The 23,446-nt window shown below is 73.4% G+C and carries 26 protein-coding genes; 13 read left to right on the top strand and 13 right to left on the bottom strand.

Annotated elements, in window-relative coordinates; translation table 11 throughout:
* Positions 1–64: 64 nt before the first annotated feature.
* Positions 65–829 carry an SDR family NAD(P)-dependent oxidoreductase gene (locus ACA361_RS25150; RefSeq protein WP_375015647.1) on the bottom strand — a complete coding sequence of 255 codons (765 nt, stop codon included), beginning with the start codon at positions 827–829 and terminating at the stop codon, positions 65–67.
* Between the two features lie 165 nt (positions 830–994).
* Here ACA361_RS25150 and mshA point away from each other — a divergent pair, with 165 nt between their 5' ends.
* The 3 genes from mshA to ACA361_RS25135 are packed head-to-tail and all read left to right on the top strand — an operon-like array spanning position 995 to position 3,608.
* Entirely contained in the window at positions 995–2,278 is a 1,284-nt protein-coding gene (gene mshA / locus ACA361_RS25145) for a D-inositol-3-phosphate glycosyltransferase (RefSeq protein WP_375015645.1), read from the top strand.
* A complete protein-coding gene (locus ACA361_RS25140; protein WP_375015644.1) occupies positions 2,275–2,772 on the top strand; it encodes a YbjN domain-containing protein in 498 nt (165 codons plus the stop codon). The genes mshA and ACA361_RS25140 overlap by 4 nt, the downstream gene beginning before the upstream one ends.
* A 20-nt stretch (positions 2,773–2,792) precedes the next feature.
* Positions 2,793–3,608, top strand: a complete 816-nt coding sequence (locus ACA361_RS25135) for a phosphoglyceromutase (protein ID WP_375015642.1) — start codon at positions 2,793–2,795, stop codon at positions 3,606–3,608.
* Between the two features lie 128 nt (positions 3,609–3,736).
* On the opposite strand, the gene phoU is transcribed toward ACA361_RS25135, so the two are convergent.
* Complete coding sequence (gene phoU, locus ACA361_RS25130) at positions 3,737–4,399, bottom strand: phosphate signaling complex protein PhoU (protein WP_375015640.1); 663 nt, start codon at positions 4,397–4,399, stop codon at positions 3,737–3,739.
* Positions 4,400–4,592: 193 nt separating this feature from the next.
* Between phoU and ACA361_RS25125 the strand changes: the two genes are divergently transcribed.
* Together ACA361_RS25125 and ACA361_RS25120 are read left to right on the top strand one after the other, a co-directional pair.
* Entirely contained in the window at positions 4,593–5,792 is a 1,200-nt protein-coding gene (locus ACA361_RS25125; RefSeq protein WP_375015639.1) for a sensor histidine kinase, read from the top strand.
* Positions 5,789–6,469 carry a winged helix-turn-helix domain-containing protein gene (locus ACA361_RS25120; RefSeq protein WP_375015637.1) on the top strand — a complete coding sequence of 227 codons (681 nt, stop codon included), beginning with the start codon at positions 5,789–5,791 and terminating at the stop codon, positions 6,467–6,469. The genes ACA361_RS25125 and ACA361_RS25120 overlap by 4 nt, the downstream gene beginning before the upstream one ends.
* Before the next feature lie 90 nt (positions 6,470–6,559).
* Here ACA361_RS25120 and ACA361_RS25115 read toward each other — a convergent pair whose 3' ends face one another.
* Both ACA361_RS25115 and ACA361_RS25110 read right to left on the bottom strand, forming a co-directional pair.
* Positions 6,560–7,543 carry a hypothetical protein gene (locus tag ACA361_RS25115; protein ID WP_375015635.1) on the bottom strand — a complete coding sequence of 328 codons (984 nt, stop codon included), beginning with the start codon at positions 7,541–7,543 and terminating at the stop codon, positions 6,560–6,562.
* A gap of 138 nt (positions 7,544–7,681) precedes the next feature.
* Positions 7,682–8,425: a hypothetical protein gene (locus ACA361_RS25110; RefSeq protein WP_375015633.1), complete on the bottom strand. Its 744-nt coding sequence runs from the start codon at positions 8,423–8,425 to the stop codon at positions 7,682–7,684.
* Positions 8,426–8,741: 316 nt separating this feature from the next.
* Between ACA361_RS25110 and ACA361_RS25105 the strand changes: the two genes are divergently transcribed.
* Positions 8,742–9,224 (top strand): CarD family transcriptional regulator, encoded by a 483-nt coding sequence (locus ACA361_RS25105; protein WP_366617680.1) that lies wholly within the window; start codon positions 8,742–8,744, stop codon positions 9,222–9,224.
* Between the two features lie 31 nt (positions 9,225–9,255).
* Positions 9,256–9,726: a 2-C-methyl-D-erythritol 2,4-cyclodiphosphate synthase gene (ispF, locus tag ACA361_RS25100; RefSeq protein WP_375015631.1), complete on the top strand. Its 471-nt coding sequence runs from the start codon at positions 9,256–9,258 to the stop codon at positions 9,724–9,726.
* A gap of 36 nt (positions 9,727–9,762) precedes the next feature.
* Here ispF and ACA361_RS25095 read toward each other — a convergent pair whose 3' ends face one another.
* A complete protein-coding gene (locus tag ACA361_RS25095) occupies positions 9,763–10,623 on the bottom strand; it encodes a hypothetical protein (RefSeq protein WP_375015629.1) in 861 nt (286 codons plus the stop codon).
* A 200-nt stretch (positions 10,624–10,823) separates the two neighbouring features.
* Here ACA361_RS25095 and ACA361_RS25090 point away from each other — a divergent pair, with 200 nt between their 5' ends.
* Genes ACA361_RS25090 through rlmB form a run of 4 tightly spaced genes read left to right on the top strand, consistent with a single transcriptional unit; the run spans position 10,824 to position 14,506 of the window.
* Positions 10,824–11,492, top strand: a complete 669-nt coding sequence (locus ACA361_RS25090) for a DUF6585 family protein (protein WP_375015627.1) — start codon at positions 10,824–10,826, stop codon at positions 11,490–11,492.
* Positions 11,493–11,501: 9 nt separating this feature from the next.
* On the top strand, positions 11,502–12,896 hold the full coding sequence (cysS, locus tag ACA361_RS25085; protein ID WP_375015625.1) for a cysteine--tRNA ligase: 1,395 nt from the start codon (positions 11,502–11,504) through the stop codon (positions 12,894–12,896).
* 27 nt (positions 12,897–12,923) lie between these two features.
* Entirely contained in the window at positions 12,924–13,553 is a 630-nt protein-coding gene (locus tag ACA361_RS25080) for a Clp protease N-terminal domain-containing protein (RefSeq protein WP_375015623.1), read from the top strand.
* A gap of 38 nt (positions 13,554–13,591) precedes the next feature.
* Positions 13,592–14,506 carry a 23S rRNA (guanosine(2251)-2'-O)-methyltransferase RlmB gene (rlmB, locus tag ACA361_RS25075; RefSeq protein WP_375015622.1) on the top strand — a complete coding sequence of 305 codons (915 nt, stop codon included), beginning with the start codon at positions 13,592–13,594 and terminating at the stop codon, positions 14,504–14,506.
* A 21-nt stretch (positions 14,507–14,527) separates the two neighbouring features.
* Here the strand turns inward: rlmB and ACA361_RS25070 are convergent, their stop codons facing one another.
* Positions 14,528–15,178: a response regulator gene (locus ACA361_RS25070; RefSeq protein WP_375015620.1), complete on the bottom strand. Its 651-nt coding sequence runs from the start codon at positions 15,176–15,178 to the stop codon at positions 14,528–14,530.
* Entirely contained in the window at positions 15,175–16,143 is a 969-nt protein-coding gene (locus ACA361_RS25065) for a HAMP domain-containing sensor histidine kinase (protein ID WP_375015618.1), read from the bottom strand. Before ACA361_RS25065 ends, ACA361_RS25070 begins: the two co-directional genes overlap by 4 nt.
* A gap of 377 nt (positions 16,144–16,520) precedes the next feature.
* Here ACA361_RS25065 and ACA361_RS25060 point away from each other — a divergent pair, with 377 nt between their 5' ends.
* Positions 16,521–16,853, top strand: coding sequence for a TraR/DksA family transcriptional regulator (locus tag ACA361_RS25060; protein ID WP_375015616.1), 333 nt, complete (start codon positions 16,521–16,523; stop codon positions 16,851–16,853).
* 103 nt (positions 16,854–16,956) lie between these two features.
* Here ACA361_RS25060 and ACA361_RS25055 read toward each other — a convergent pair whose 3' ends face one another.
* A complete protein-coding gene (locus ACA361_RS25055; protein WP_375015615.1) occupies positions 16,957–18,099 on the bottom strand; it encodes an acyl-CoA dehydrogenase family protein in 1,143 nt (380 codons plus the stop codon).
* Between the two features lie 108 nt (positions 18,100–18,207).
* Positions 18,208–19,242 carry an aldo/keto reductase gene (locus ACA361_RS25050; RefSeq protein WP_375015613.1) on the bottom strand — a complete coding sequence of 345 codons (1,035 nt, stop codon included), beginning with the start codon at positions 19,240–19,242 and terminating at the stop codon, positions 18,208–18,210.
* An 85-nt stretch (positions 19,243–19,327) separates the two neighbouring features.
* On the opposite strand from ACA361_RS25050, the gene ACA361_RS25045 reads away from it, so the two are divergent.
* A complete protein-coding gene (locus ACA361_RS25045) occupies positions 19,328–20,740 on the top strand; it encodes a class I adenylate-forming enzyme family protein (protein ID WP_375015611.1) in 1,413 nt (470 codons plus the stop codon).
* Here ACA361_RS25045 and ACA361_RS25040 read toward each other — a convergent pair.
* From ACA361_RS25040 to ACA361_RS25025, 4 genes are all read right to left on the bottom strand, one after another.
* Complete coding sequence (locus ACA361_RS25040; protein ID WP_375015609.1) at positions 20,737–20,985, bottom strand: hypothetical protein; 249 nt, start codon at positions 20,983–20,985, stop codon at positions 20,737–20,739. The two genes, ACA361_RS25045 and ACA361_RS25040, sit on opposite strands and share 4 nt — an antisense overlap.
* Positions 20,986–20,995: 10 nt before the next feature.
* The gene (locus ACA361_RS25035; RefSeq protein ID WP_375015607.1) at positions 20,996–21,412 is read right to left on the bottom strand and encodes a hypothetical protein; all 417 of its coding nucleotides are present in this window, start codon (positions 21,410–21,412) and stop codon (positions 20,996–20,998) included.
* Positions 21,406–22,059 (bottom strand): TetR family transcriptional regulator C-terminal domain-containing protein, encoded by a 654-nt coding sequence (locus ACA361_RS25030; RefSeq protein WP_375015605.1) that lies wholly within the window; start codon positions 22,057–22,059, stop codon positions 21,406–21,408. Before ACA361_RS25030 ends, ACA361_RS25035 begins: the two co-directional genes overlap by 7 nt.
* 49 nt (positions 22,060–22,108) lie before the next feature.
* Positions 22,109–23,446: MFS transporter (locus ACA361_RS25025; protein WP_375015603.1), on the bottom strand; the 1,338-nt coding region annotated here is incomplete at its 5' end.

Raw genomic sequence — 23,446 nt, 5'->3', positions numbered from 1 at the left:
CGTGCTCCGTCCCCCGTGTCCTCCCAGGTCGCATACCCGGGAACGGGGCGATGATCCGTACGGGCTACCCCGGCGTGCGGTGCAGCTTGTAGGGGGCGGCCTGCACCCGCGGCTGGACGTCGATCCGGTCGATGTTGACGTGCGGGGGACGGGTGACGGCCCAGGCCACGCAGTCGGCGACGTCCTCGGCCACCAGCGGCTCCGGCACGCCCTCGTACGGCTTGGCGGCCTTCTCCTCGTCGCCGCGGAACCGCACCAGCGAGAACTCCGCCGTCTTCACCAGCCCCGGCGCGATCTCGGTGATCCGGACCGGCTCGGCCACCAGCTCCAGCCGCATGACCTCGTTCACCGCGTACGCGGCGTGCTTGGCGGCGTTGTAGCCGGCGCCGCCCTCGTACGGGACGTGCCCGGCCAGCGAGGTGATGTTGACGATGTGCCCGTCGCCACTTTCGATCATTTTGGGCAGCAGCGCCTTGGTGACCCGCAGCAGGCCCAGCACGTTGCTGTCGTACATCGCCTGCCAGTCGGCCGGGTCCGCGGCGGCCACCGGCTCCAGGCCGAGCGCGCCGCCGGCGTTGTTGACCAGCACGTGGCAGCCGGGGACCGCGGCCGCCAGCGCGTCCACCGACGCCTGGTCCGTCACGTCCAGCGTCAGCGGAACGATCTTGCCGGCGCCCGGGACGTCCTCGGCGATCTCCTTGGCGAGGGCGTCCAGCCGGTCCCGCCGCCGGGCGGCCAGGACGACGTTGAACCCCTCGGCGGCCAGCCGCCGGGCCGTCGCCGCCCCGATCCCGCTGCTGGCTCCTGTCACTACGGCCGTTTTGCGCATGGGAGAAGTCTCCCAGGACACGCGGCCGGCCAGCGGTGACGTCGATCACCGGGGGCCGGTGCACGGCCGGCTTCCACGGCACGGGAAGGTAAATGCCCGGTACATCCCCGTAAAGGGGGAACACCCACGGCAATGGATAGGTTGCACCAACGGAGGTGGTGTCGGGTGTCGCGTCGTATCAACCGGGTCGCGACGATCAGCGTTCACACGTCCCCGCTGGACCAGCCGGGAACCGGCGACGCGGGCGGGATGAACGTCTACATCGTCGAGGTGGCCAGGCGATTGGCGGCGCGCGGCATCGAGGTCGACATCTTCACCCGGGCCACCTCGCGGGCGCTGCCGCCCGTCACCGAGCTCGCCCCGGGCGTCCTCGTCCGCAACATCGTGTCCGGGCCGTTCGAGGAGCTGGAGAAGACGGCGCTGCCCCGGTACATGTGCGGCTTCACCTCGGGCGTGCTGCGCGCCGAGGCGTCCTACGACCCCGGGCACTACGACCTCATCCACACCCACTACTGGCTGTCCGGGCAGGCCGGCTGGGCCGCCAAGCAGCGCTGGGGCGTGCCGCTGGTGCACTCCATGCACACCATGGCCAAGGTCAAGAACGCCGCGCTAGCGGAGGGCGACACGCCCGAGCCGCACGAGCGCGTCGTCGGTGAGGAGCAGGTGGTGGCCTCGTCCGACCAGCTCGTCGCCAACACCGCCAAGGAGTACCGCGAGCTGATCGACCTGTACGGCGCCGACCCCGCGCGGGTCGCGACCGTCTACCCGGGCGTCGACCTCGACCTCTTCCGCCCCGAACCGCCGACCGCCGCCGGTACGGCCCGCGACCGCCTCCGCCTGCCGCGCGACGCGTACGTGCTGCTCTTCGTCGGCCGCATCCAGCCGCTCAAGGCCCCCGACGTGCTGCTGCGCGCCGCCGCCCGGATGCTGGCGGACGACCCCGCGCTGCGCCGCCGGCTGGTCGTCGCCGTCGTCGGCGGGCCCAGCGGCAGCGCCCGCTGCCGCCCCGAGGGGCTCCAGTCGCTGGCCGCCGAGCTCGGCATCAGCGACGTCGTACGGTTCGAGCCGCCCGCGCCCCAGGAGGAGCTGGCCGACTGGTACCGCGCCGCCGACGTCACCGTCGTCCCCTCGCACAGCGAGTCGTTCGGGCTGGTGGCCGTGGAGTCGCAGGCGTGCGGCACCCCGGTCGTCGCGGCCGCCGTCGGCGGGCTGTGCACGGCCGTGAAGCACGGCGAGTCCGGCATCCTGATCGACGGGCACGACCCCGCCGACTACGCCGCCGTGCTGCGCCGCCTGGACGCCGCCCCCGGCCACCGCGACCGGCTCGCCCGCCGCGCCGTCCGACACGCCACCGGCTTCGGCTGGGACGCCACCGTGGACCGCCTCCTGGAGGTGTATACCGGTGCCCAGTCCACCCTGGCCCCGATTCCCGCAGAGGTGATCGTTTGACTCCGGCAAGCGTGATCGAGGAGACGCTCAAGGGCGCGGAGCTGGAGTACGAGCGGCCGCGGCCCGGCGCGTTCTTCGTCAAGCTCCCCGGCCGGCACAAGCTCGCCACCATGACCTGGCTGATCGTCGGCGACCACAGCCTGCACGTCGAGGCGTTCTTCTGCCGCCGCCCGGACGAGAACCACGCCGACTTCTACCGCTTCCTGCTGGAGCGCAACGGCCGGATGTACGGGGTGGGCTTCGCGCTCGACGAGGTCGGCGACGTCTACCTGGTCGGCCGGGTGCCGCTGGAGTCGGTCAGCCCCGAGGAGATCGACCGGCTGCTCGGCTGCGTGCTCACCTACTCCGACGAGAACTTCGACAAGGCCCTGGAGCGCGGCTTCAAGTCGTCCATCCAGCGCGAGTGGGACTGGCGGGTCAAGCGCGGCGAGAGCCTGGCCAACCTCCAGGCGTTCGCGTCCTTCGCCGACCCGGCGAATCGTTCCGAAAGCTGACGCCCGATAAGCTCTGCGGCATGGCGACCTTGGTACTGCTGCGGCATGGCGAAAGTGTGTGGAACGCCGAAGGGCTCTTCACCGGCTGGGTCGACGTCGACCTGTCCACGAAGGGCGAGGGCGAGGCGACGCGGGGCGGCGACCTGCTGCTCGACGCCGACATCACCCCGGACGTCGTGCACACCTCGCTGCTGAAGCGGGCCATCCGCACCGCCAACATCGCGCTGGACGTGGCCGACCTCCTGTGGATCCCGGTGCGCCGCTCCTGGCGGCTCAACGAGCGCCACTACGGCGCGCTCCAGGGCAAGAACAAGGCCCAGACGCGTGAGAAGTACGGCGAAGAGCAGTTCATGACCTGGCGGCGCTCGTACGACACCCCGCCCCCGCCGATCAAGGACGACGACCCGCTGTCCCAGGTCAACGACCTGCGCTACGCGAGCCTGCCGTCCGAGCTGATCCCGCGCACCGAGTGCCTGGCCGACGTGATCGACCGGATGCTGCCGTACTGGTACGACTCGGTCGTCCCCGACCTGGCCGCCGGCCGCACCGTGCTGGTCGCCGCGCACGGCAACTCGCTGCGCGCCATGGTCAAGCACCTGGACGACGTCTCCGACGAGGACATCGTCGGGCTCAACATCCCGACCGGGATCCCGCTGGTGTACGAGCTGGACGACGACTTCGCCCCGCTCAAGCGCGGCGGCGAGTACCTCGACCCGGCCGCCGCCAAGGCCGCCATCGAGGCCGTCAAGAACCAGGGCGGCGGCGGTGCGGCTGCCGCCAAGGGCAAGGACGGCAAGGACGGGGCCAAGACCGGCCGCGGCCGCCGCAAGAAGTAGCGCGCCCGCCTGAGGCGCGGCGCCTGCCCGAGGCACGGAGCGGCTCCTGCGAAAGACCGCTCCGTGCCCGCAGGTGTTTGCGTTGACCGAGCGTACAGCAGCGCCTCCGCGCTGCCAGGGGAGGCCGGCTAGGTGAGGTCGACGATCTCCTCGGGCCGCTGCCCGGTCACCAGGTAGACCACGTCCTCGGCCACGTGCACGGCGTGGTCGGCGAAGCGCTCGAAGTAGCGCCCGGCCAGCGTGATGTCCACCGCCGGCTCGACGCCGTGCTTCCACTTCGGCGACAGCAGGATGTCGAACAGCCTGCGGTGCAGCCGGTCCATCGCGTCGTCGTCGGCGTCCAGCTCCAGGCCCATCTCGACGTCCTGGGACGCGATCACGCTGCCCGTCTTGGCGATCATGCGTTCCGCGATCTGCCCCATCTCCAGCACCGTGGCCTGGAGCTCCGGCGGCACCGCCGACTCGGGGTGCCGGCGCCGCGCGGTCTTGGCGATGTGCACCGCGAGGTCGCCCATCCGCTCCAGGTCGCCGCTCATCCGCAGCGAGGTGATCAGCGTCCGCAGGTCGCCGGCCACCGGCTGCTGCCGCGCCATCAGGTCGAACACGGTCTGCTCGATCCGCGCGTCGATCTTGTTGACGTTCTCGTCGGCGCTGATGACCTCTTCGGACAGCCGCAGGTCGGCGTCCAGCAGCGCGGTCACCGCTCGCGCCATCGCGGACCTGACCAGCCGCGTCATCTCCACAAGGTCGTCGGAGAGGGCGTCGAGCTCCTCGTGGTAAGCGTCACGCAATTCGGATCCCCAGGGGTCGTCGTCTTGTGCAGACGGATGTGGCAGGCGGGCATGACGGACGCACTCGCCCACGCCACAGCCTGCCGCAAGGCCATGAACCGACCCGGATAAAGAGGTGAACTTTGGGCGAACGCGCCCACGTTCCTCCGTCCCGTCGTGCAGGAACGCCCTGACCTCCGCTTACGATCGCAGCGTGGAGGTCGAGTTGGTCGCGGCCCTGACGGGCCTTGCCGGGCTCGCGATCGGGCTCGCGACGGGATTGGCGGTGCGCGTGAGCGAGCGAGCCCAGCGGGTACAGGTTCCGGCGCCGCCGCAGAACGCGCTGCCGCCCGGTGTGGCGTCGGTGCTCAGCGTGCTGCGCTCGTCCGCCGTCGTCGTGGACGGCGAGGACCGGGTGCTGCGCTCCAGTTCCGCCGCCCGCGCGTTCGGCATGGTCAGCGGCGACCGGCTGGTCGTGGACGAGCTGGTCGCGATGGCGCGGCTGGTCCGCCGCGACGGCGAGATCCGGGAGACCGAGATCCAGGTCGGCCCGTCCCGCGGCCGCCGCGCCGACGGCCGCTGGTTCCAGGTGCGGGTGGCGCCGCTCGGCTCGCACGGCCTGGTGCTGGTGCTCGCCGAGGACCTCACCGACATGCGCCGGGTCGAGGCGATCCGGCGCGACTTCGTGGCCAACGTGAGCCACGAGCTCAAGACCCCGGTCGGCGCGCTGTCGCTGCTGGCCGAGACCGTGGAGGGCGCCGCCGACGATCCCGAGGCCGTACGCCGCTTCTCCGGCCGGATGCAGAACGAGGCCGTCCGGCTCACCAACCTCGTCCAGGACCTGATGACGCTGTCCCGGATCCAGGGCGACGAACCGCTTCCCGAGCTGCACCCGGTGTCCCTGGACGAACTGATCGTCGAGGCCATCGACCGCTCCCAGACCAAGGCGTCCGCCAAGGACATCGAGATCACCGGCGGCGGCCAGCACGGCCTGAAGGTGCGGGCCGACGACGAGCTGCTCGTCAACGCCATCCGCAACCTCATCGACAACGCCGTCGCCTACAGCCCCGAGAACACCCGGGTGGTCGTCGCCACCCGGCGCTGCGAGGACCAGCACGTCGAGATCACCGTGACCGACCAGGGCATCGGCATCCCCGAGAGCGAACTGGAACGGATCTTCGAGCGCTTCTACCGCGTCGACCCGGCCAGGTCCCGCCAGACCGGCGGCACCGGGCTCGGGCTGGCCATCGTCAAACACGTGACGACCAAACACGGCGGCGAGGTGACCGTCTGGAGCAAGGAGGGATCGGGATCCACGTTCACGATCAGGCTCCCCCTCCTCGATCCGGTGCGCCCGCCCGTGCCCGCCGCCGTACGAGAAAACAGAGATAACGGCCGGGAGGCGAAACCGTGACCCGAGTGCTCGTCGTGGAAGACGAGGAGTCGTTCAGCGACGCACTGTCGTACAACCTGCGCAAGGAGGGCTTCGAGGTCGCCGTGGCGGCCACCGGGCCCGACGCGCTGGACATCTTCGAGCGGAACGGTGCGGACCTGGTGCTCCTGGACCTCATGCTGCCCGGCCTGCCGGGCACCGAGGTCTGCCGCGAGCTGCGCGCCCGCTCCAGCGTTCCGGTCATCATGCTCACCGCCAAGGACAGCGAGGTCGACAAGGTGGTGGGCCTGGAGCTCGGCGCCGACGACTACGTCACCAAGCCGTTCTCCACCCGCGAGCTGATCGCCCGGATGCGCGCGGTGCTGCGCCGCCAGGGCGAGGTGGAGGAGCTGGCTCCGGCGATCCTGGAGGCCGGGCCGGTGCGGATGGACGTCGAGCGGCACGTGGTGAGCGTGTCCGGCGACGCCGTGCAGCTGCCCCTCAAGGAGTTCGAGCTGCTGGAGGTGCTGCTGCGCAACGCCGGCCGGGTGCTGACCCGGATGCAGCTGATCGACCGTGTCTGGGGCGCCGACTACGTGGGCGACACCAAGACGCTGGACGTCCACATCAAGCGGCTGCGCGCCAAGATCGAGGCGACCCCCTCCGCGCCGCGCTACATCGTCACCGTCCGCGGGCTGGGCTACAAGTTCGAGCCCTGATCGGGGGACGGCGCACAGACGGCGCACATGGAGGACGCGGCCCGTACGGAGGATTCCGTACGGGCCGCGTCGCCGTTCAGGTGCGGAGGATCAGTGGCCGCCGCCGCCCGCGGCGGGCGCCTCGGACGTGGAGGTGGCCGGCGTCGGGCTCTGCGACGGGGCCTGCGAGCCGCCGTGGCCGCCTTCCGGAGTCGAGCCGTGGCCGCCCTCGGCCGGGGCCGGGCTGCTCGGGGCGGCGGACGCGCCGGGCGCCGGGACGCCCTGCGTGACCGCGACGTACTCGGAGTACTCGTTCTGCTGCGGGACGACCGGGACCGAGAGCTCGATCGAGCCGGCCTTCTCGAACTGGAGCCGGACGCGGAGCGTCTCGCCGCCGAGCAGCTGGCGCTTGAGGCCGGTCAGCACGACCGTGGGGGCGTTGCCCTCGGGGTCGGCGTCGGTGGCCGCGGTGGGGCGCGTGGTGGCGGCGCCGGGCGGCGGGGTCGCGGTCGGGGACTCGCTCGCCGGCGGCGAGGTCTCACCGGTCGGCTGCCCGGACTCGGTGGTGCCGGGGCTCGGGGACCCGGTGGACCCGGGCCGTCCCGACTCGGTCGCGCCGGGCCGCCCGGACTCGCCGGTCTCCGGCTTCTTGGTCTTGGTGGCGCCGGCGGACGGGCTCGGCGTGGCCGCGGCGGCCTGGCCGGTCAGCGTGACCGGGCTGCCCTCACCGGTCGGCTGGGCGGCCGGCAGCGCGATGGCGCTCCCGGTGATCTTCGCCTGGGCGAAGTCCGCGGAGCTCACGCTCACGAGGCGGTCCGCCCGCCCCTTCACCTGGTTGATGAGCGTGGCGTACAGCGGGACGGACGCGCCCGCGGGCAGCATCTTGTCCGGTTGCGGGCCCAGCAGGAACATGTTGCGGATGTCGACCTGCGAAGTCGCGGCGCCCTTGGGGACCGAGGCGTTCACGCCTTCGGTCAGCTGGGTGGGCGCGGCGGTCTGAGGGTTGGCGCCGGCGCCGCAGCCGGAGATCACCGGCGCGATGGCGACTGCACCCGCGATGGCGAGTGCGACCACTCGACGGCTGTTTCGGATCACGGCGTCGATCTCCTCGCGAAAGGGCTGTGATGGCTGTCAGGTTGGCGAGATACGCCAGGGGAAGCCTAGCGATGCCCGACCGATGACCCCGCCCCGGGGGTGGGATCGGTGTGGCGCGCCGCCGGTTTCCCGGCCGCCCTAACGCAGCGACCTGATCTTGTCGGTCAGCTCGCGGCCCGGCCGCGGCTCGGACACCACGTGCGCCACCACCCCGTCCGGCTGGACGAGGACCGCGGTCAGCGCGCCGGTGCCGTACGTGCTCGCGAGGACGCCCTTGGCGTCGTCGACGACCAGCGGCGTGCCGGCGTGCACCGTGCCGGCCAGCGTCCTCAGGTCGCGCAGCGCGTCCTCGGCGGGGGCGGGGGAGGCGCCGCGGCGGTCGGCGGCCAGCCAGAAGTTCAGCTGGTTCGCCTTGGCGTCGCCCGCCAGATCGTCCACGACGGCCTCGCAGCGGCAGCCGGCCGGCACGATGCCGATCACGGCGGGGCGCATCTCGCGCAGCGGCATCGTCGTGCGCTCCTTGCCGAGCCGGACGACGGTGCCGTCCGGGAGGTAGCCGCCGACGCGGCCGGGGCCGGCCGAGGGGTGCGGGGCGAGCAGGGCGGCGGTGGGACGGGGCGCGGGCCGCGGCCCGAACACGGTCATCAGGGCGCCGCTGACCAGGGCGACGAGCAGCGCGCCCGCGATGATGGGGACGGCCACCCCGTAACGGCCGAACGGGCGCAGGACGCGGCGGGTGCGCTCGCGGCGCCGGCGGCGCCGCTCCTCCCGGTGGTAGGCGAGGACGTCGCGGTCGAGTTCGCGCGCGTCGTCGGGCACCACGACGTCGACCCGGGGCAGCCCGTAGTCGTCGGGCTCGGGGTCGCCGCCGTCCGGCCTCACGCCGCACCTCCCTCCGGCTCCGTGCCGTTTCCCCTTCCGCTCCCAGGGGCTCCCGTTCATCCCCTTCCGGGCGCTTCGTACCCGCGCGGCCCGGCTTGCTCACCTTCCAGTATGAGCCGCTTCGGCCGCTCTGGAAGGGGGTCCGCGCAAGGTCTCGAAGAGCGCTCGCGGACCCTCGAACAAGTCCGGAATGCACCGTTCATTGGCTTTGTCAAGACCCCAATTAGGGGGTTGACCTGCGGAAATGTCTTTAAGGCCGGTGCGGTCACCGCCGGGCGCGTGGTACCCTGGTAGTAGCGGAAGGGGTACTTGTCACATGACTTTCCAGGTCGGCGACACCGTCGTCTACCCCCACCACGGGGCTGCTCGGATCGAGGCCATCGAGACTCGCACCATCAAGGGTGAGGAACGGACCTACCTGGTCCTGAAGGTCGACAAGGGCGACCTGACGGTGCAGGTTCCAGTGGAGAACGTCGAGGACGTGGGCGTTCGCGACGTCGTCGGCCAGGAAGGCTTGGAGAAGGTGTTCGAGGTGCTGCGCGCACCTTACACCGAAGAGCCGACCAACTGGTCGCGGCGCTACAAGGCGAACCTCGAGAAGCTCGCCTCCGGCGACGTGAACAAGGTCGCCGAGGTCGTGCGCGACCTGTGGCGGCGCGACAAGGAGCGCGGCCTGTCCGCCGGCGAGAAGCGGATGCTGGCCAAGGCGCGCCAGATCCTCGTCAGCGAGCTCGCGCTGGCGGAGAAGACCAACGAGGACAAGGCCGAGGCCCTCCTCGACGAGATCCTGACCGGCTGACCGGGCCGAATTGACCGAGCGGCTTCCGCGGGTGGGCGTCGGAACCGACGTCCACCCGTTCGGTGGCGAGGATCGTCCGCTGTGGGTCGCCGGCCTGCACTGGCCCGATGAGGGACCGGGGCTGGCCGGCCACTCCGACGGCGACGTCGCCGCCCACGCGGCCTGCGACGCCCTCCTGTCGGCGTGCGGCCTGGGCGATCTGGGCGCGGTCTTCGGCACGGCCGACCCGCGCTGGTCCGGCGCGGCCGGCACCGTCCTGCTCGCCGAGACGGCCCGGCTGGTCGCCGAGTCCGGCCACGCCATCGGCAACGTGGCGATCCAGGTGATCGGCAACCGGCCCAAGATCGGAAAGCGCCGGGCCGAGGCCGAGAAGGTCCTGAGCGAGGCCCTCGGCGGCGCCGCCGTCAGCGTCTCCGCCACCACCACCGACGGGCTGGGCCTCACCGGCCGCGGCGAGGGCCTGGCCGCCATCGCCAACGCGCTCGTGGTCCCCACTCTCTGACACCGGTTCACTCTCTCTGACGCCCATTCACCCCGGTCAGTCCGCCGGCGGCGTGGGCGAGCTGCGCAGCGAGCCGGACGGCGGGTCCGGGTCCTTGTCCCAGTCCCAGATCGGCAGGTCGTCCGAGGTGTCGATGCCTTCGGGATCGGTGTCCAGCGTGTCGCCCGCGTCGGGGTCCTCGGCCCGGTCGGCGGCCAGGTCCTCCGCGTCGTCGTCCGGCGCCTCGCGCGCCTCGGGCACGGGCGGCATGACCATGTCCGGCCGGGTCGTCCTCGCCGCGCGCGCCACCTCGACGTCCGAGGCGCCCAGCGCGAGGGGCGGCGGCCCGGGCCTGCCCTGGGCGGCCGGGATCACGGTGACCGTTCCGCCGGCCTCGGGATCGGCCGCGGCCCGCTCGGCGGGGGCGGGCGCGGCGGGCTCCTGGGCCGCGGCGGCGGGAGCGGCCGGCGCGGTACGGGGCCGGCGGAGGTGGGCGAACATGCGCAGCCAGAGCCAGACCGCGACGATCAGCATGACGTGCGGCGCCACCGCGACCCCGGCCCGGACCGGATCGCGCGGCAGCGACCCGAAGCCCCACAGCGCGTGCTGGACGGAGATCGCGGCCGTCCCGGCGACCAGCGCCAGCAGCAGCGCGCCGCGCAGCCAGCGGGACCACCAGCGGGCGCGGCGGGCGACGACCAGCGACAGCACCGTGATGACCACGAGCGCGTCCGCCATGACCGGGTACGCGGGCGCCCAGCGCTCGCTCGCCCGGCCCGCCACCGCGAAGTCGCGCAGCACGTCGAACGTCAGCGCGAACGCCGCGCCCGCCAGAACGATCACCGCCAGCCCGGCGGCCACCGCCGGAAGGGTGCGGGACAGGCGCTTGGCGCGCGGGGCGGGGGACTCGGCAGGCATGCGTGCTCCGGGGGCGCGGAAGGGGGCGACGGGGGTTCCACGGGGGAGATTAGCCAGCCGGAAGGTCGGTTTCCTCTACCTTCGCGGGGTGGCGCCGGATCGGGTCGCGATCCGGCGCCCGAACCGGCCGCGTGCGGGCCGCGAAACGCGCTAGCGTCATACGAATTTCGTCTACCAAAGAGGCGGGTCGTCGTAGTTCCATGTCCTTCCTCCCTTCGTTTCCCCCTTCGATCCTGGAACGGGCGTCCGACCGCAAGCTCGGCGAGCCGGTACGGGCGTTCGAGTCGCGCGGCGGCCTCCGGCGCGCCGCCGCGGGCCTGCTCGCGCGGCGGCGCGGCGGCGGGTGCCGGGCCGCCTACCTGTTCACGGGCGGGCTCGTACTCGACGAGGGCGGCGGGCGCGGGGCCGCGCACCGCTGGGACGAGCTGGTGTCGGTGACCGCCTCGGGCGTCCGGCACGCCGGGCGCGACCGCACCGTCTACCGGTTCGCGGTCACGGCCGCGGACGGCGGCCGGATCGTGCTCGGCGACGAGCTGGCGGACGTGCGGGAGCTCGGCGAGACCGTCACGGCGGAGGTCGTCCAGCGGGTCCTCCACGGCTACCTGGAACGCGTCGAGGCGGGGGAACCGGTGCGGATCGGCCCGTTCGAGGTGGGGCCGGACGGCGTCCGCCGGGAGGACGAGCTGGTCCCGTGGCCCGCCGTGGACGAGGTCGACATCGACAACGGGATGGTCACCGTCCGGACGCGCGACGGCGTCCGGACGCTCACCGCGATCGCGTCCCAGGTGCCCAACGCGGTCGCGCTCGTGACGCTGTGCCGGAATCTCGCGGGCGGCAATGGCGCCCCCCTGCGGGGGCGCATCCAATAACCTGATCCCGTGAGCCTGCGCCTTTACGACACCGGTACCCGTACGATCCGCACGTTCGAGCCCCTGGAAGAGGGCCGCGTGGGGATGTACGTGTGCGGTGCGACGCCGCAGGCCGCGCCCCACATCGGCCACCTCCGCTCGGGCGTCATCTACGACGTGCTGCTGCGCTGGCTGCGCCGGTCCGGGTACGAGGTGACCTTCGCCCGCAACGTGACCGACATCGACGACAAGATCCTCGCGGTGGCGCGGGAGCGCGGCGTGCCGTGGTTCGCGGTGGCGGAGGGCAACCAGCGGGTCTTCACCTCCGGGTACGACCTGCTCGGCTGCCTGCCGCCGACGATCGAGCCGCGCGCGACCGGGCACGTTCCGGAGATGATCGTGCTGATGCGGCGGCTGATCGAGCGGGGGCACGCGTACGCGTCCGACGGCGACGTGTACTTCGACGTCCGGTCGTGGGCGGAGGAGTACGGCTCGCTGTCCAACCAGCGCCTGGAGAACATGCGCTCGCAGGGCGAGCCGCCGGAGGCCCGCAAGCGCGACCCGCTCGACTTCGCGCTCTGGAAGGGCGCCAAGCCCGGCGAGCCGACCTGGGAGACGCCGTGGGGCGCGGGGCGCCCCGGCTGGCATCTGGAGTGCTCGGCGATGGCGACCAAGTACCTGGGCGCCACGTTCGACATCCACGGCGGCGGGATGGACCTGATCTTCCCGCACCACGAGAACGAGATCGCCCAGTCCCGCGCGGCCGGCGACGGCTTCGCGCGCTACTGGCTGCACAACGGGCTGCTGACGGTCGACGGCGAGAAGATGAGCAAGTCGGTCGGCAACGTCGTGCTGCTGCCCGACCTGCTCGGCAAGGCCCGGCCCGCCGAGGTCCGCTACTACCTGGCCGCCGCGCACTACCGGTCGCTGATGGACTACACCGACGCGGCCCTCGGCGAGGCGGTGTCGGCGTACCAGCGGATCGAGGGCTTCGCGACCCGCGCCGCCGAGGTCGTCGGGGCGGGCGCCGAGGCCGCGGAGCCGCCGGAGGCGTTCACCGCGGCGATGGACGACGACCTGGGCGTCCCGCAGGCCCTCGCCGTCCTGCACGAGGCCGTGCGGGAGGGCAACAACGCCCTGGCGTCCGGCGACCACGACGCCGTGCGCGAGCGGCTGGCGTCCGTCCGGGCGATGACCGGCGCGCTCGGCCTGGACCCGCTTTCGGAGCAGTGGTCGCGGGCCGGCGAGGACGACCTGCGCCCGGTCGTGGACGCGCTCGTCGCGGTGGCGCTGGAGCAGCGGCAGGCCGCCCGCGCCCGCAAGGACTACGCCGCCGCCGACGCGATCCGCGACGGGCTGGCCGAGGCCGGGATCCTGGTCGAGGACACCCCGCACGGCCCGCGCTGGGAGCTCAAGCGCGGCTGACCCCGACCTCCGTGAGGTGATCACGCGATGTTCGAACGGTTCACCGACCGCGCCCGGCACGCCGTCGTCCTCGCGCAGGAGGAGTCGCGGCTGCTGGGCCACGACTACATCGGGACCGAGCATCTGCTGCTCGGCCTGATCCGCGAGGACGGCGGCCAGGAGGCGGGCGAGGTCACCGCGGCGCTGGCGCCGCTGGGCATCGATCTCGCCGCCGTCCGCGCCAAGATCGAGGAGGTCGTCGGGGAGGGCGCGGGCGGTGGTGAGAGCGAGCGCGTGCCGTTCACGCCGCGCGCCAAGGTGGTGCTGGAGCTGGGCCTGCGCGAGGCGCAGCGCCTCGGCCACGAGGGCATCGACGCCGGTCACCTCATGCTGGGCCTGCTGCGCGAGGGCAAGGGGCTCGCGGCCCGGGTCCTGCGGGATCTCGGCGCGGACCTGGACGAGCTGGCGCGGGCGGTGGTGGGCGCGCTCGGCGGGCAGGGCCCGGCGCTGCCGGTGGAGGCGCGGCAGACGCCGCTGCCGGGCCGGACCCGCGACATCGGGCCCCGGCTGGACGCCTTCGCGGGTCGGCTGGAGGCGATCGAGGAGCGGCTGGACCGCATCGAGCGGTCGATCGACCGGCTCGCCGAGCGGCTCGATCCACCGGCCGGCGGTGCGTGAGGGGCGTTCCACTCCCGCGCGGCGCCTAAAATCGGAGGATGCCCAAGCGTAAGGGGAAGGGTCCCACTCCCAAAGCCGAGGACCGCCACTGGCACGGCAAGCGGCAGCGCGCCCGCGCCGTCAAGAGCGCCAAGCGGACCGGGACCCCGACCCTGGGTCCCGGTGGCCGGCCCAAGCAGCCCGGCGAGCCGGCGCGGCAGAGCCGCCCGGCGGGCGCGCGCCGCGCCACCGGCGAGACGCCCGAGCTGGTCACCGGCCGCAACCCGGTCGTCGAGGCGCTGCGGGCCGGCGTCCCGGGCACCGCGCTGTACGTGACGTCCGGCACCGACGAGCGCGTCCGCGAGTCCATCCAGCTCGCCGCCGACCGCAACGTCCCGCTGCTGGAGACCGGCAAGAACGAGCTCGACCGGCTCACCGACGGCGCCGTCCACCAGGGCATCGCGCTCCAGGTCCGCCCGTACCGCTACGCCCACCCCGACGATCTTCTCAAGGGTACGTCGCCACTGATCGTCGCCGTGGACGGGATCACCGACCCGCGCAACCTCGGCGCGATCGTGCGGTCGGCCGCCGCGTTCGGCGCGAGCGGCGTCGTGGTGCCGGAGCGGCGCGCCGCCGGGGTGACCGCCGGGGCCTGGAAGGCGTCGGCCGGGACGCTGGCGTCGCTGCCGGTGGCCCAGGCGACCAACCTCGTCCGGCAGCTCAAGGCGTACCAGAAGGCCGGCTGCTTCGTCGCCGGACTCGACGCGCGCGGCGGTGTCACGGTCGGCGATCTGGAGGTCGCGTCCGGGCCGTTCGTGCTGGTCGTGGGCTCGGAGGGCAAGGGGCTCGGGCGGCTGGTCGCCGACACCTGCGACATGCTCGTCACGATCCCGATGCCGGGGAAGGCCGAGTCCCTCAACGCCGGGGTGGCCGCCGGGATCGCGCTGTACGAGATCTCCCGCCTGCGGGCCTGACCCGCTCGCCCCGTCCGGTGCTCAGGGCTCGATCAGGCCGGTGCGGATGGCGTAGCGGGTCAGTTCGAGCCGGTCCTTCAGGCCGAGCTTGGTCAGGATGTTCGCGCGGTGCCGCTCCACCGTCTTGACGCTGATGAAGAGCGTGTCGCCGATCTCCCGCGAGGTGTGCCCCTCGGCGACCAGCTTGAGCACCTCCTCCTCGCGCGGCGTCAGCACCGTCTCCGGCGCGCCGCCCTGCCTGGCCTGGTCCAGGTACGAGCGGATCAGCGCGGTCACCGCCCCCGGGTACAGGAACGGCTCGCCGCGCATCGCCGCCCGGCACGCGTCGATCAGGTCCCGGTCGGCGAGCGACTTGAGCACGTACCCGGCCGCGCCCGCCTTGAGCGCCTCGAAGAAGTACTGCTCGTTGTCGTGCATCGTCAGGATCAGGATGCGCAGCTCCGGGAGCGTCCTGGCCAGCTCCCGGGCGGCCTGGAGGCCCGTCAGCCGCGGCATGGCGACGTCCAGCACCGCCAGGTCGGGACGGAACTCGCGGGCCAGCTCCACCGCCTCCGCGCCGTCCCCGGCCTCCGCCACCACCCGGAGGTCGGGCTCGCTGTCGAGGATCAGCCGGACGCCGCGCCGTACCAGCGCGTGGTCGTCGGCCAGCAGGATCCGGATCGGCTCGGTCATGCGTCTCCCTGCTCTGTCGTCCGGACGCGCAGGGTGACCTCGGTGCCCTGCCCCGGCTCGGAACGGATCGTGAGGCCGGCGCCGATCAGCAGCGCCCGCTCGCGCATGCCCCGGATTCCGGCGCCCTCGTGCTCGCCGCCCGTACCCCGCCCGTTGTCGCGTACGCGCAGCGTCACGCCGCCGCCGGCCGCGCCGCCGGGGTCCGGGTCCACGGACAGCTCCAGCACGGCCTCGGTGGCGCCGGAGTGCCGCGCGACGTTCGTCAGGCTCTCCTGGGCGATGCGGTAGATCACCAGCTCGGCCTGCGGGCTCAGCGGCGGAAGGCCGGGATCGAGCTCGCGGCGGACGGCGAGCCCCTCGAACTGGTTGGTCAGCGACGCCAGCGCGCTCATCAGCCCGAGATCCTCCAGCACTCCGGGGCGCAGCCGGTGCGCGATCGTGCGGACCTCGTCCAGGCTGTCCCGGGTGACCTCCTGGACCTGGCGCAGGTCCGCGCGCAGCGACTCAGGCGCCCGGTCGGTCAGCCGCTTGATGTCCAGCAGCACCGCGGTGAGGCTCTGCCCGATCTCGTCGTGCAGCTCCTGCGCGATGCGGCGGCGCTCGTCCTCCTGCGCCGACAGCGCGCGGGCGTTGCTGAGGCCGCGCTCGGCCTCCAGCCGCGCCAGCATCTGGTTGAACGTGGCGATCAGCGCGGCGATCTCGCCGCTGCCGGTCACCGGCAGCCGCTGGCCGGGCCGCAGCAGGTCGATCGTGCCCATCAGCTGGGTCAGCCGGTCCAGCGGCGCCAGCCCCCAGCGCAGCAGCGCCGCGTTCGCCGCCAGCATCGTGGTCGTCCCGGCGACCAGCACCACCGCCTCGGTCAGCCGCACCGGCGCCGACACCGTCCACGGGCCGATCATCAGCAGGACGGTGGCCACCACGCCCATCAGGGCGTTCAGCCAGAACACCCGCCAGAACAGTCTCATCGCCCCGCCGCGCTCCTCGTCCCCCGCGGTTCCCCGCGGTTCCCCGCGGTTCCCCGCGGTTCCCTACGGTCCCCCGCACCTCCGCGGGGCCGGTCCGTCCGCGCCCCCGCGGCTTCACCGTAGGCGACGCGACACCCTGACCAGGCGTCCTACATGGCTCCCCCCACGGGAAATGGGTGTCGCCACCGATGGTGGGATCCGGCGCCATGGCCGATGGTTGAGGTTGGGAGCCGTCCATCCGGACGGCTCTCCCTTCGCGCCGATCCGCAAGCGACGTCCCCGCCTCGCGGGGGACGGCGAGCGGCGCGACGGCCCCGGCCCCTACGCCCTGGGGGGCCGGGGCTCTTTTAGTCATGCCCGAGAAAGGGGTGTGTCGAATGACCGCCGAAGCCGAGCACGCAGTTCCGAACGAGGCCGCCCAGGAGGCGCTGCGGCGCCTGCGGGAGGACCGGGGGACCCGCGCCGAGCAGCTGGCCGACCTGGAGCGGTCGGTGGAGCACCTGCCGCCGGCCGAGGTCGAGGAGTCCGCCCACACCCGCATGGACAACCTGCGGGAGATCCTGAAAGAGATCGACGGCGCCCTCCAGCGCGTCGCGGACGGCACCTACGGGCGCTGCGAGCGCTGCGCGAAGGACATCCCGCCGGGCCGGCTGGAGATCCTCCCGCACGCCCGGTTCTGCGTCGCCTGCCAGCAGCGGAACGCGCGCTGACCCGCCCCCCTGGACCGGGATCCCCTTTCCTGCCCGTGCGGGGGATCCCGAGCCGCCGGGCCCGGCCGAACCCACGGGCCCGGCGGCGCTCCCCGCCCGCCCCTCAGCGGGACAGGTGACGGGAGATCACCAGCCGCTGGATCTGGTTGGTGCCCTCGAAGATCTGCATGACCTTGGCCTCGCGCATGTACCGCTCGGCGGGGAAGTCGCGGGTGTAGCCGGCGCCGCCGAGCACCTGGACGCCGTCCGTGGTGACCTTCATGGCGTTGTCGGTCGCGACCAGCTTGGCGATGGACGCCTCCCGGCCGTACGGGCGGCCCGCGTCCTTGAGCCGGGCGGCGGCCAGGTACGTCGCGCGGGCCGACTCCACCGCCGCGGCCATGTCGGCCAGCACGAACGCCAGCCCCTGATGGTCGATGATCGCCTTGCCGAACGCCTCGCGCTCCTTCGCGTACGCCACCGCCGTGTCCAGCGCCCGCTGGGCCAGGCCGGTCGCGACCGCCGCGATGCCCAGCCGGCCGGCGTCCAGCCCGGCCAGCGCGATCGACAGGCCCTGGCCCTCCTGGCCGATCAGGTTCCCGGCCGGGATCCGCGCGTCCTCCAGCCGGACGGTCGCGGTCGTCGAGCCCATCAGGCCCATCTTGTCCTCGGGCCTGTCGAACTCCAGCCCGGGCGTCCCGGCGGGGACGTGGAAGCAGGAGATGCCGCGGGCGCCGTCGTCGGACGTGCGCGCCATGACCGTGTAGAAGTCGGCCTTGCCGCCGTGCGTCGTCCACGCCTTGGCGCCGTTCAGGACGTAGGAGTCGCCGTCCTTCACCGCCCTGGCGCGCATCGCCGCCGGGTCGGAGCCCGCGTGCGCCTCCGACAGGCAGTACGCGCCGAGCCGCTCGCCCGACAGCATGTCCGGCAGCCACGCGGCGCGCTGCTCGTCCGTGCCGTACCGGAACAGCGGGAAGCAGGACAGCGCGTGCACGCTGACGCCCACGCCGACGCTCGCCCATGCCGCGCCGATCTCCTCCAGGGCCTGGAGGTAGACCTCGTACGGCTGGGCGCCGCCGCCGTACTCCTCCGGGTACGGCAGCGACAGCAGCCCGGCCCGGCCGAGCGTGGTGAACACCTCGCGCGGGAACGTTCCGGTGCGCTCGGCGTCGTCGACGCGCGGCGCCAGCTCCTTGCCCGCGATCTCGCGGGTGAGCGCCACGAGATCCTCGGCCTCGGGCGTGGGCAGGTGCCGGGTGGCGGGCATGCGGGACTCCTTTCGCCGCCTCGCAGGATAGCCCCGCCACCTTCGTCGGCTCGTGGCGTGCCGGCCCCGCGCCGCCTCCGGGAGAGCCGGACACGCCACGAGCCGGCGTCAGCGGCGGCGGTTCTCCGGGCGGCGGAACGGGTTGCCGCTCATGTGGTCGATGCCGGGAAGGTCGGTGCCGGGCGGGACGACCTCGTCGATCGCGTCCAGCGCGGCCGTGCCGAGCGTGACGTCGGCGGCGGCGAGCAGGCCGTCCAGCTGCTCCATCGTCTTCGGCCCGATGATCGTCGAGGTGATCGCCGGGTGCGCGTCGACGAAGCCCAGCGCCAGCTCGGTCATCGAGAGGCCCGCCTCATCCGCGATCTTGGCCAGCCGCTCCACGGCGTCGTACCGGGCCGGGGTGCTCGGGTCCTCCTCCAGGCTCCCGCCGCGCCGGGCGTAGACGCCGTCCTTGCTGTAGCGCGACCCGCCCGGCGCCCCCTGGTCGCGCCGGTACTTGCCGGTGAGCCAGCCGCCGGCCAGCGGGCTCCACGGGATCACGGCCATCCCGTGCCGGGCGCACGCGGGCAGCACGGCCTCCTCGATCGACCGCGCGAAGATCGAGTACTGCGGCTGCTCGCAGACGAACCGCTCGCTCCCGCGCCGCCGCGCCGCCCACTGCGCCTCCACGATCCAGTCGGCCGGGTAGCTGGACGACCCCAGGTACAGCACCTTGCCCTGCCGTACGAGATCGGTCAGCGCGCCGAGCGTCTCCTCCGGATCGGTGCCCCAGTCGTGCCGGTGGATCTGGAACAGGTCGATGCGGTCGGTGCCCAGCCGGCGCAGGCTGTCCTCCACCGCCCGGACGATCCAGCGCCGCGACCCGCCCCTGGCGTTGCGGTCCTCGCGCATCGGGTTGAAGAACTTGGTCGCCAGCACCACGTCGTCCCGGCGGTCCCTGATGGCCTTCCCGACGATCTCCTCGCTCTCGCCCCGCGAGTAGATGTCGGCGGTGTCGATGAAGTTGATCCCGCCGTCCAGCGCCCGGTTGATGATCCGCGCGCACTCCTCATGATCGGGATTGCCCAGCCGCCCGAACATCATCGAGCCCAGGCACTGCGTGCTGACCTCGACACCCGTACCGGCGAGCTTGCGATACCGCATCCGTGCTCCCTTGTCTGCTGGACCTACGCTTGGAGGGCGAAAGAGCCTGAAACGACCCTAGGCGAACGCTCACGAGGGGACCCCCTTGCCCGACTCGACCTCCCGCCCCTGGCTCCGGCACTACAGCCCCGGACGGCCCGCGTCGCTCGTCCAGGAGCACCGGACGATGCCGGACCTCTTCCGCGCCACCGCCGACGCGGCCCCCTGGCGGACGGCGCTGCACTACTTCGACGGCGCGCTGACGTACGCCCAGCTGGACGAACGCTCCGATGCCCTCGCGGCCGCCCTCGCCGAGCGCGGTTTCGCCCGCGGGGACGCCCTCGCGCTCTATACCCGGAACGACCCCGCGTTCGTGGTCGGCCTCCTCGCCGCCTGGAAGGCCGGCGGCAAGGCCGTCATGGTCGACCCGATGAGCAGGGCCCGCGAGCTGGCGTACCTGCTCACCGACTCCGGCGCGGCCGCCCTGCTCTGCCTGGACACCCTGTACGGGGTCGCCCGCGAGGTCCTCCCGGACACGTCGGTGACCACGACGATCACCTACTCGGCGCTGGACGGCCAGGCCCGCGACGACCCCCGGCTCTTCGCCGGCCTGGAACGCGCCACTCCCGAGGGCGCCCTGGACCTGGAGGACCTCGTCGCGGAGTACCGGGGCCGCGAGCCCGGCCCCGCCGACATCTCCGGCGACGACGTGGCGGTCCTCGCGTACACCTCGGGGACGACCGGGAAACCCAAGGGCGCCATGAACACCCACGCGGGCATGGCGTTCAACTGCCAGACCTACCGCGAGTGGGCGGCGCTGACCGAATCCGACCGGATCCTCGCCCTCGCGCCCCTCTTCCACATCACCGGCCTGATCGGCCACGTCGGCGCGGCGCTCCTCACCGGCTGCCCGCTGATCCTCGCCCACCGCTTCGAGCCGGCCGTGACGCTGGACGCCGTCCGCGAGCACCGGCCCACGTTCACGGTCGGCGCGATCACCGCGTTCACCGCCCTCACCGCGGCCGGCGCGAAGGAGGACTTCGCCTCGTTCCGGGCCGTGTACTCCGGCGGCGCGCCGATCGCCCCGGCCGTCCACGAGCGGATCCTGAACGACACCGGCGTCGACGTCCACAACATCTACGGCCTCACCGAGACGAACTCGCCGACGCACGCCGTGCCGCTGGGCCGCCGCGCCCCCGTCGACCCGGAGACCGGCGCGCTGTCCATCGGCGTCCCCGTCTTCGACACCACCGCCCGCGTCGTGGACGACGCGGGCGGCGAGGTCCGTCCCGGCACGATCGGTGAGCTGGTCGTCGCCGGGCCACAGGTCGTCCCCGGCTACTGGAACCGCGACGCCCTGCCCGGCGGCGAGCTGCACACGGGCGACGTCGGCTTCATGGACCACGAGGGCTGGTTCTACGTCGTCGGCCGCAAGAAGGACATGATCAACGCCGCCGGGTCCCCGGACGCCCTTCCCGAGACCGCCGGCGGCAAGATCCTCCGCCGCGACCTCCGCTAGAACTGGAGGTCGGTGATCTCGTCCGGGGTGCTCCCGCAGTCGCCGGTCGAGGACGACATGACGTGGATGCTGCAGGCGCTGCCCAGGACGTTCGCCGTGACCGGGACGGCGGTGCCGGACACGTCGTCCCGGGTCTCCACCTCCTCGGCGACGGGGAGGACTCCGGCGTCGGCGGGAGCGGTGAGCGCGCCGAGCCCGGCGAAGAAGGCGGCGGTGAGGACGGCGAGGCGGGGGGTACGTGACATGGTCGCTAACTTAGCGTGCCGAATAGGATCCGGTACGTGATTCGCCCTGCTGGCGGCCGAGGAATTCGGTCGCCCGGCGCCATGTGCCGGGAAGGTCCGGGTCGTCCGCGGTCCAGGTGGTCGAACGCACGGTCCCGCGGTCCCGGAACTCGCGCACGATCTCCACGTGCACGGGCAGCCGGACGAAGTCCCGCATCGCCTGGCGGCTCTCCCACAGGGACACCGAGCCGCACCTGCGCCGCAGGGGCTCCGCCCAGAGCCAGTGGCCCACGGCGCCGTCCAGGGACGGCCACAGCCGGGACAGCCGCCTGCCCGCCCGGTGGATGCGCGGGAGGTCCAGGACATGGTCGCAGGTGAACGCTGTGACGCTGACGAGCACGGGCCCGCCGGTGCCGGCCGGGCCGGGCGTCCAGGAACTTCTCAGCACGGCGGATCCTCCGGAAGGGCGGCGGGATCGGTGGCCAGGGCGCGCAGCCGGTCCAGGACGGCCCGGCGGGCCCGGGGGTAGGTGACCTCGGGCCCGACCAGCCGCGCGTGGACGACCGCCGACTCGCCCAGCGCGTCGATCTCGTACGCGAGCTGCCCGGTGTCCAGGTGATCGGGCAGCTCGCCGAGGGCGACCGCCTCCTCGAGGAGGGAGCGGACGAACGCGAGCCAGTCGCGGAGCGACTCGGCCAGCCGGGCGCGCACGGCGCCGGGCCGGTCGTCGAACTCGGTCTGGGCGGCGAGGAAGAAGCACCCGCCGCTCAGCGTGCCGTCCGCGTAGAAGGCCAGCCGCGCGTCATGGAGCGCGAGCACCCTGCGCAGGCCCGGCGGGGTGCGCAGGGCGGGCTCCATGACGCGGGCCGTCCACTGGCGGCGGGCCCGGCCGATCGCGTCGAGCTGCAGCCGTTCCTTGTCCTTCCAGTGGGCGAACAGGCCGGACTTGCTCATGCCCAGATGCTCGGCCAGGCGGCCGAACGTCAGGCCCTCCAGCCCGTGTACCGACGCCAGTGCCACGGCGGAGTCCAGGACCGCCTCACGCGTGCGGCGGCCCCGCTCCAGGCGGCCGTCCTCGTGCCCGTCGCTCTCCATGGCACCGACCGTACACTAAAAGACCGATCGGTCGGTCGTATGGTTTCGGTCAACCGGTCCCTTCCTCGGGGACGGCGGGTACGGCGACGCGCCAGGCGACCACGGCCGCGGCGGCGAGCCCCGCCAGGGCCAGCAGGCTGCTGGCCTGGAACGGGCCGGGGCCGTCCAGGGCGGGCGCGAAGCCGACGCCGACGTACAGGGTGACCCCGGCGGAGCCGCCGAGCTGGTCGGCGGCGCGCTGGACGCCCGCCGCGACGCCCGCGTCGGCCTCGGTGACCGCGGACACCGCGGCGTACTGGAGGCCGACGATCCCGAACCCCATGCCGGCGGCGATGAGCAGCATCGCCGGGATCATCGCCGGGGCACCGGCCTGCGCGTGCGCGGCCAGGGCGATGGCGGCCATGGCCAGCGCCGTGAAACCGATGCCGGCCAGGGCGCACGCCCGCGCGCCCCAGCGGCCCAGCAGCCGCGGGACGAGCACCGAGGCCCCGATGAGCGCCACGGCCAGGGGCAGCATCGTCAGGCCCGCGCGCAGCGGGCTCAGCTCCAGCCGGTCCTGCAGGTAGTACGTGAACAGCAGGAACGAGGTGGACAGGGCCGCGCTCAGCAGCGCGGTGGCCAGGTTGGCCAGGACCCGCGGCCGGCTGCGCAGGAGCCGCAGCGGGACCAGCGGGTCGGCCGCGCGCCGCTCCACCGCGACGAACCCGGCCGCGGCGAGCGCCGCGCCCGCCAGCGCCGCGGCCGGAAGCCACGCCGGCGACCCGTCCTCGCCCGCCTGGACGACCCCGAAGGCGAGCAGCAGCGGCGCCGCCGTCAGCAGCAGCGCCCCGGGCAGGTCCAGCGGGGTGCGCGCGGCCGGCGGGTCGGCCGGGACCAGCGCGACCACCGCGCCGAGCACGACCAGGATGAACGGGACCGCCACCAGGAAGATCCACCGCCAGCCGAGCAGCTCGGTGATGGCGCCGGACAGCACGAAGCCCAGGACCAGCCCGCAGCTGGCCACCGCCGCCCAGACGCTCAGCGCCCGCGTCCGGCGCGGCCCCTCGGGGAACATCAGCACGATCACGGCCATCGCGGCCGGCAGCGCCAGGGCCTCCCCGGCCCCTTGCAGGAGCCTGGCCGCGACCAGCAGCGGGAACGCCGGCGCCAGCCCGGCCAGCAGGGACGCGGCCCCGAAGAGGGCCGTGCCGGACAGCAGGACGCGGCGCCGGCCGGCCACGTCGCCGAGCCGGCCGCCGAACATCAGCAGCCCGCCGCCGGTGATGGTGTAGCCGACGATCACCCAGGTCAGCTGCCGGCCGGTCCTGGGCTTCGTGCTGTCCGGCGCCATCACCGAGCTGCTCGGCTGGCGGTGGATCTTCCTGGTGGCGGTCCCGTTCATCCTGGT

This window comes from Actinomadura sp. 21ATH (assembly GCF_041951345.1).
Taxonomy (GTDB): domain Bacteria; phylum Actinomycetota; class Actinomycetes; order Streptosporangiales; family Streptosporangiaceae; genus Spirillospora.
Note: the sequence above shows the minus strand (reverse complement) of the source record. Positions and strands in the feature narration are given on the sequence as shown.

Excerpts from the sequence above, each read along its gene's own strand:
- ACA361_RS25150 (WP_375015647.1), bottom strand. The coding sequence starts at position 829 with ATGCGCAAAACGGCCGTAGTGACAGGAGCCAGCAGCGGGATCGGGGCG.
- ACA361_RS25135 (WP_375015642.1), top strand. The coding sequence starts at position 2,793 with ATGGCGACCTTGGTACTGCTGCGGCATGGCGAAAGTGTGTGGAACGCC.
- ACA361_RS25105 (WP_366617680.1), top strand. The coding sequence starts at position 8,742 with ATGACTTTCCAGGTCGGCGACACCGTCGTCTACCCCCACCACGGGGCT.
- ACA361_RS25095 (WP_375015629.1), bottom strand. The coding sequence starts at position 10,623 with ATGCCTGCCGAGTCCCCCGCCCCGCGCGCCAAGCGCCTGTCCCGCACC.
- ACA361_RS25090 (WP_375015627.1), top strand. The coding sequence starts at position 10,824 with ATGTCCTTCCTCCCTTCGTTTCCCCCTTCGATCCTGGAACGGGCGTCC.
- ACA361_RS25080 (WP_375015623.1), top strand. The coding sequence starts at position 12,924 with ATGTTCGAACGGTTCACCGACCGCGCCCGGCACGCCGTCGTCCTCGCG.
- rlmB (WP_375015622.1), top strand. The coding sequence starts at position 13,592 with ATGCCCAAGCGTAAGGGGAAGGGTCCCACTCCCAAAGCCGAGGACCGC.
- ACA361_RS25070 (WP_375015620.1), bottom strand. The coding sequence starts at position 15,178 with ATGACCGAGCCGATCCGGATCCTGCTGGCCGACGACCACGCGCTGGTA.
- ACA361_RS25065 (WP_375015618.1), bottom strand. The coding sequence starts at position 16,143 with ATGAGACTGTTCTGGCGGGTGTTCTGGCTGAACGCCCTGATGGGCGTG.
- ACA361_RS25060 (WP_375015616.1), top strand. The coding sequence starts at position 16,521 with ATGACCGCCGAAGCCGAGCACGCAGTTCCGAACGAGGCCGCCCAGGAG.
- ACA361_RS25055 (WP_375015615.1), bottom strand. The coding sequence starts at position 18,099 with ATGCCCGCCACCCGGCACCTGCCCACGCCCGAGGCCGAGGATCTCGTG.
- ACA361_RS25050 (WP_375015613.1), bottom strand. The coding sequence starts at position 19,242 with ATGCGGTATCGCAAGCTCGCCGGTACGGGTGTCGAGGTCAGCACGCAG.
- ACA361_RS25040 (WP_375015609.1), bottom strand. The coding sequence starts at position 20,985 with ATGTCACGTACCCCCCGCCTCGCCGTCCTCACCGCCGCCTTCTTCGCC.
- ACA361_RS25030 (WP_375015605.1), bottom strand. The coding sequence starts at position 22,059 with ATGGAGAGCGACGGGCACGAGGACGGCCGCCTGGAGCGGGGCCGCCGC.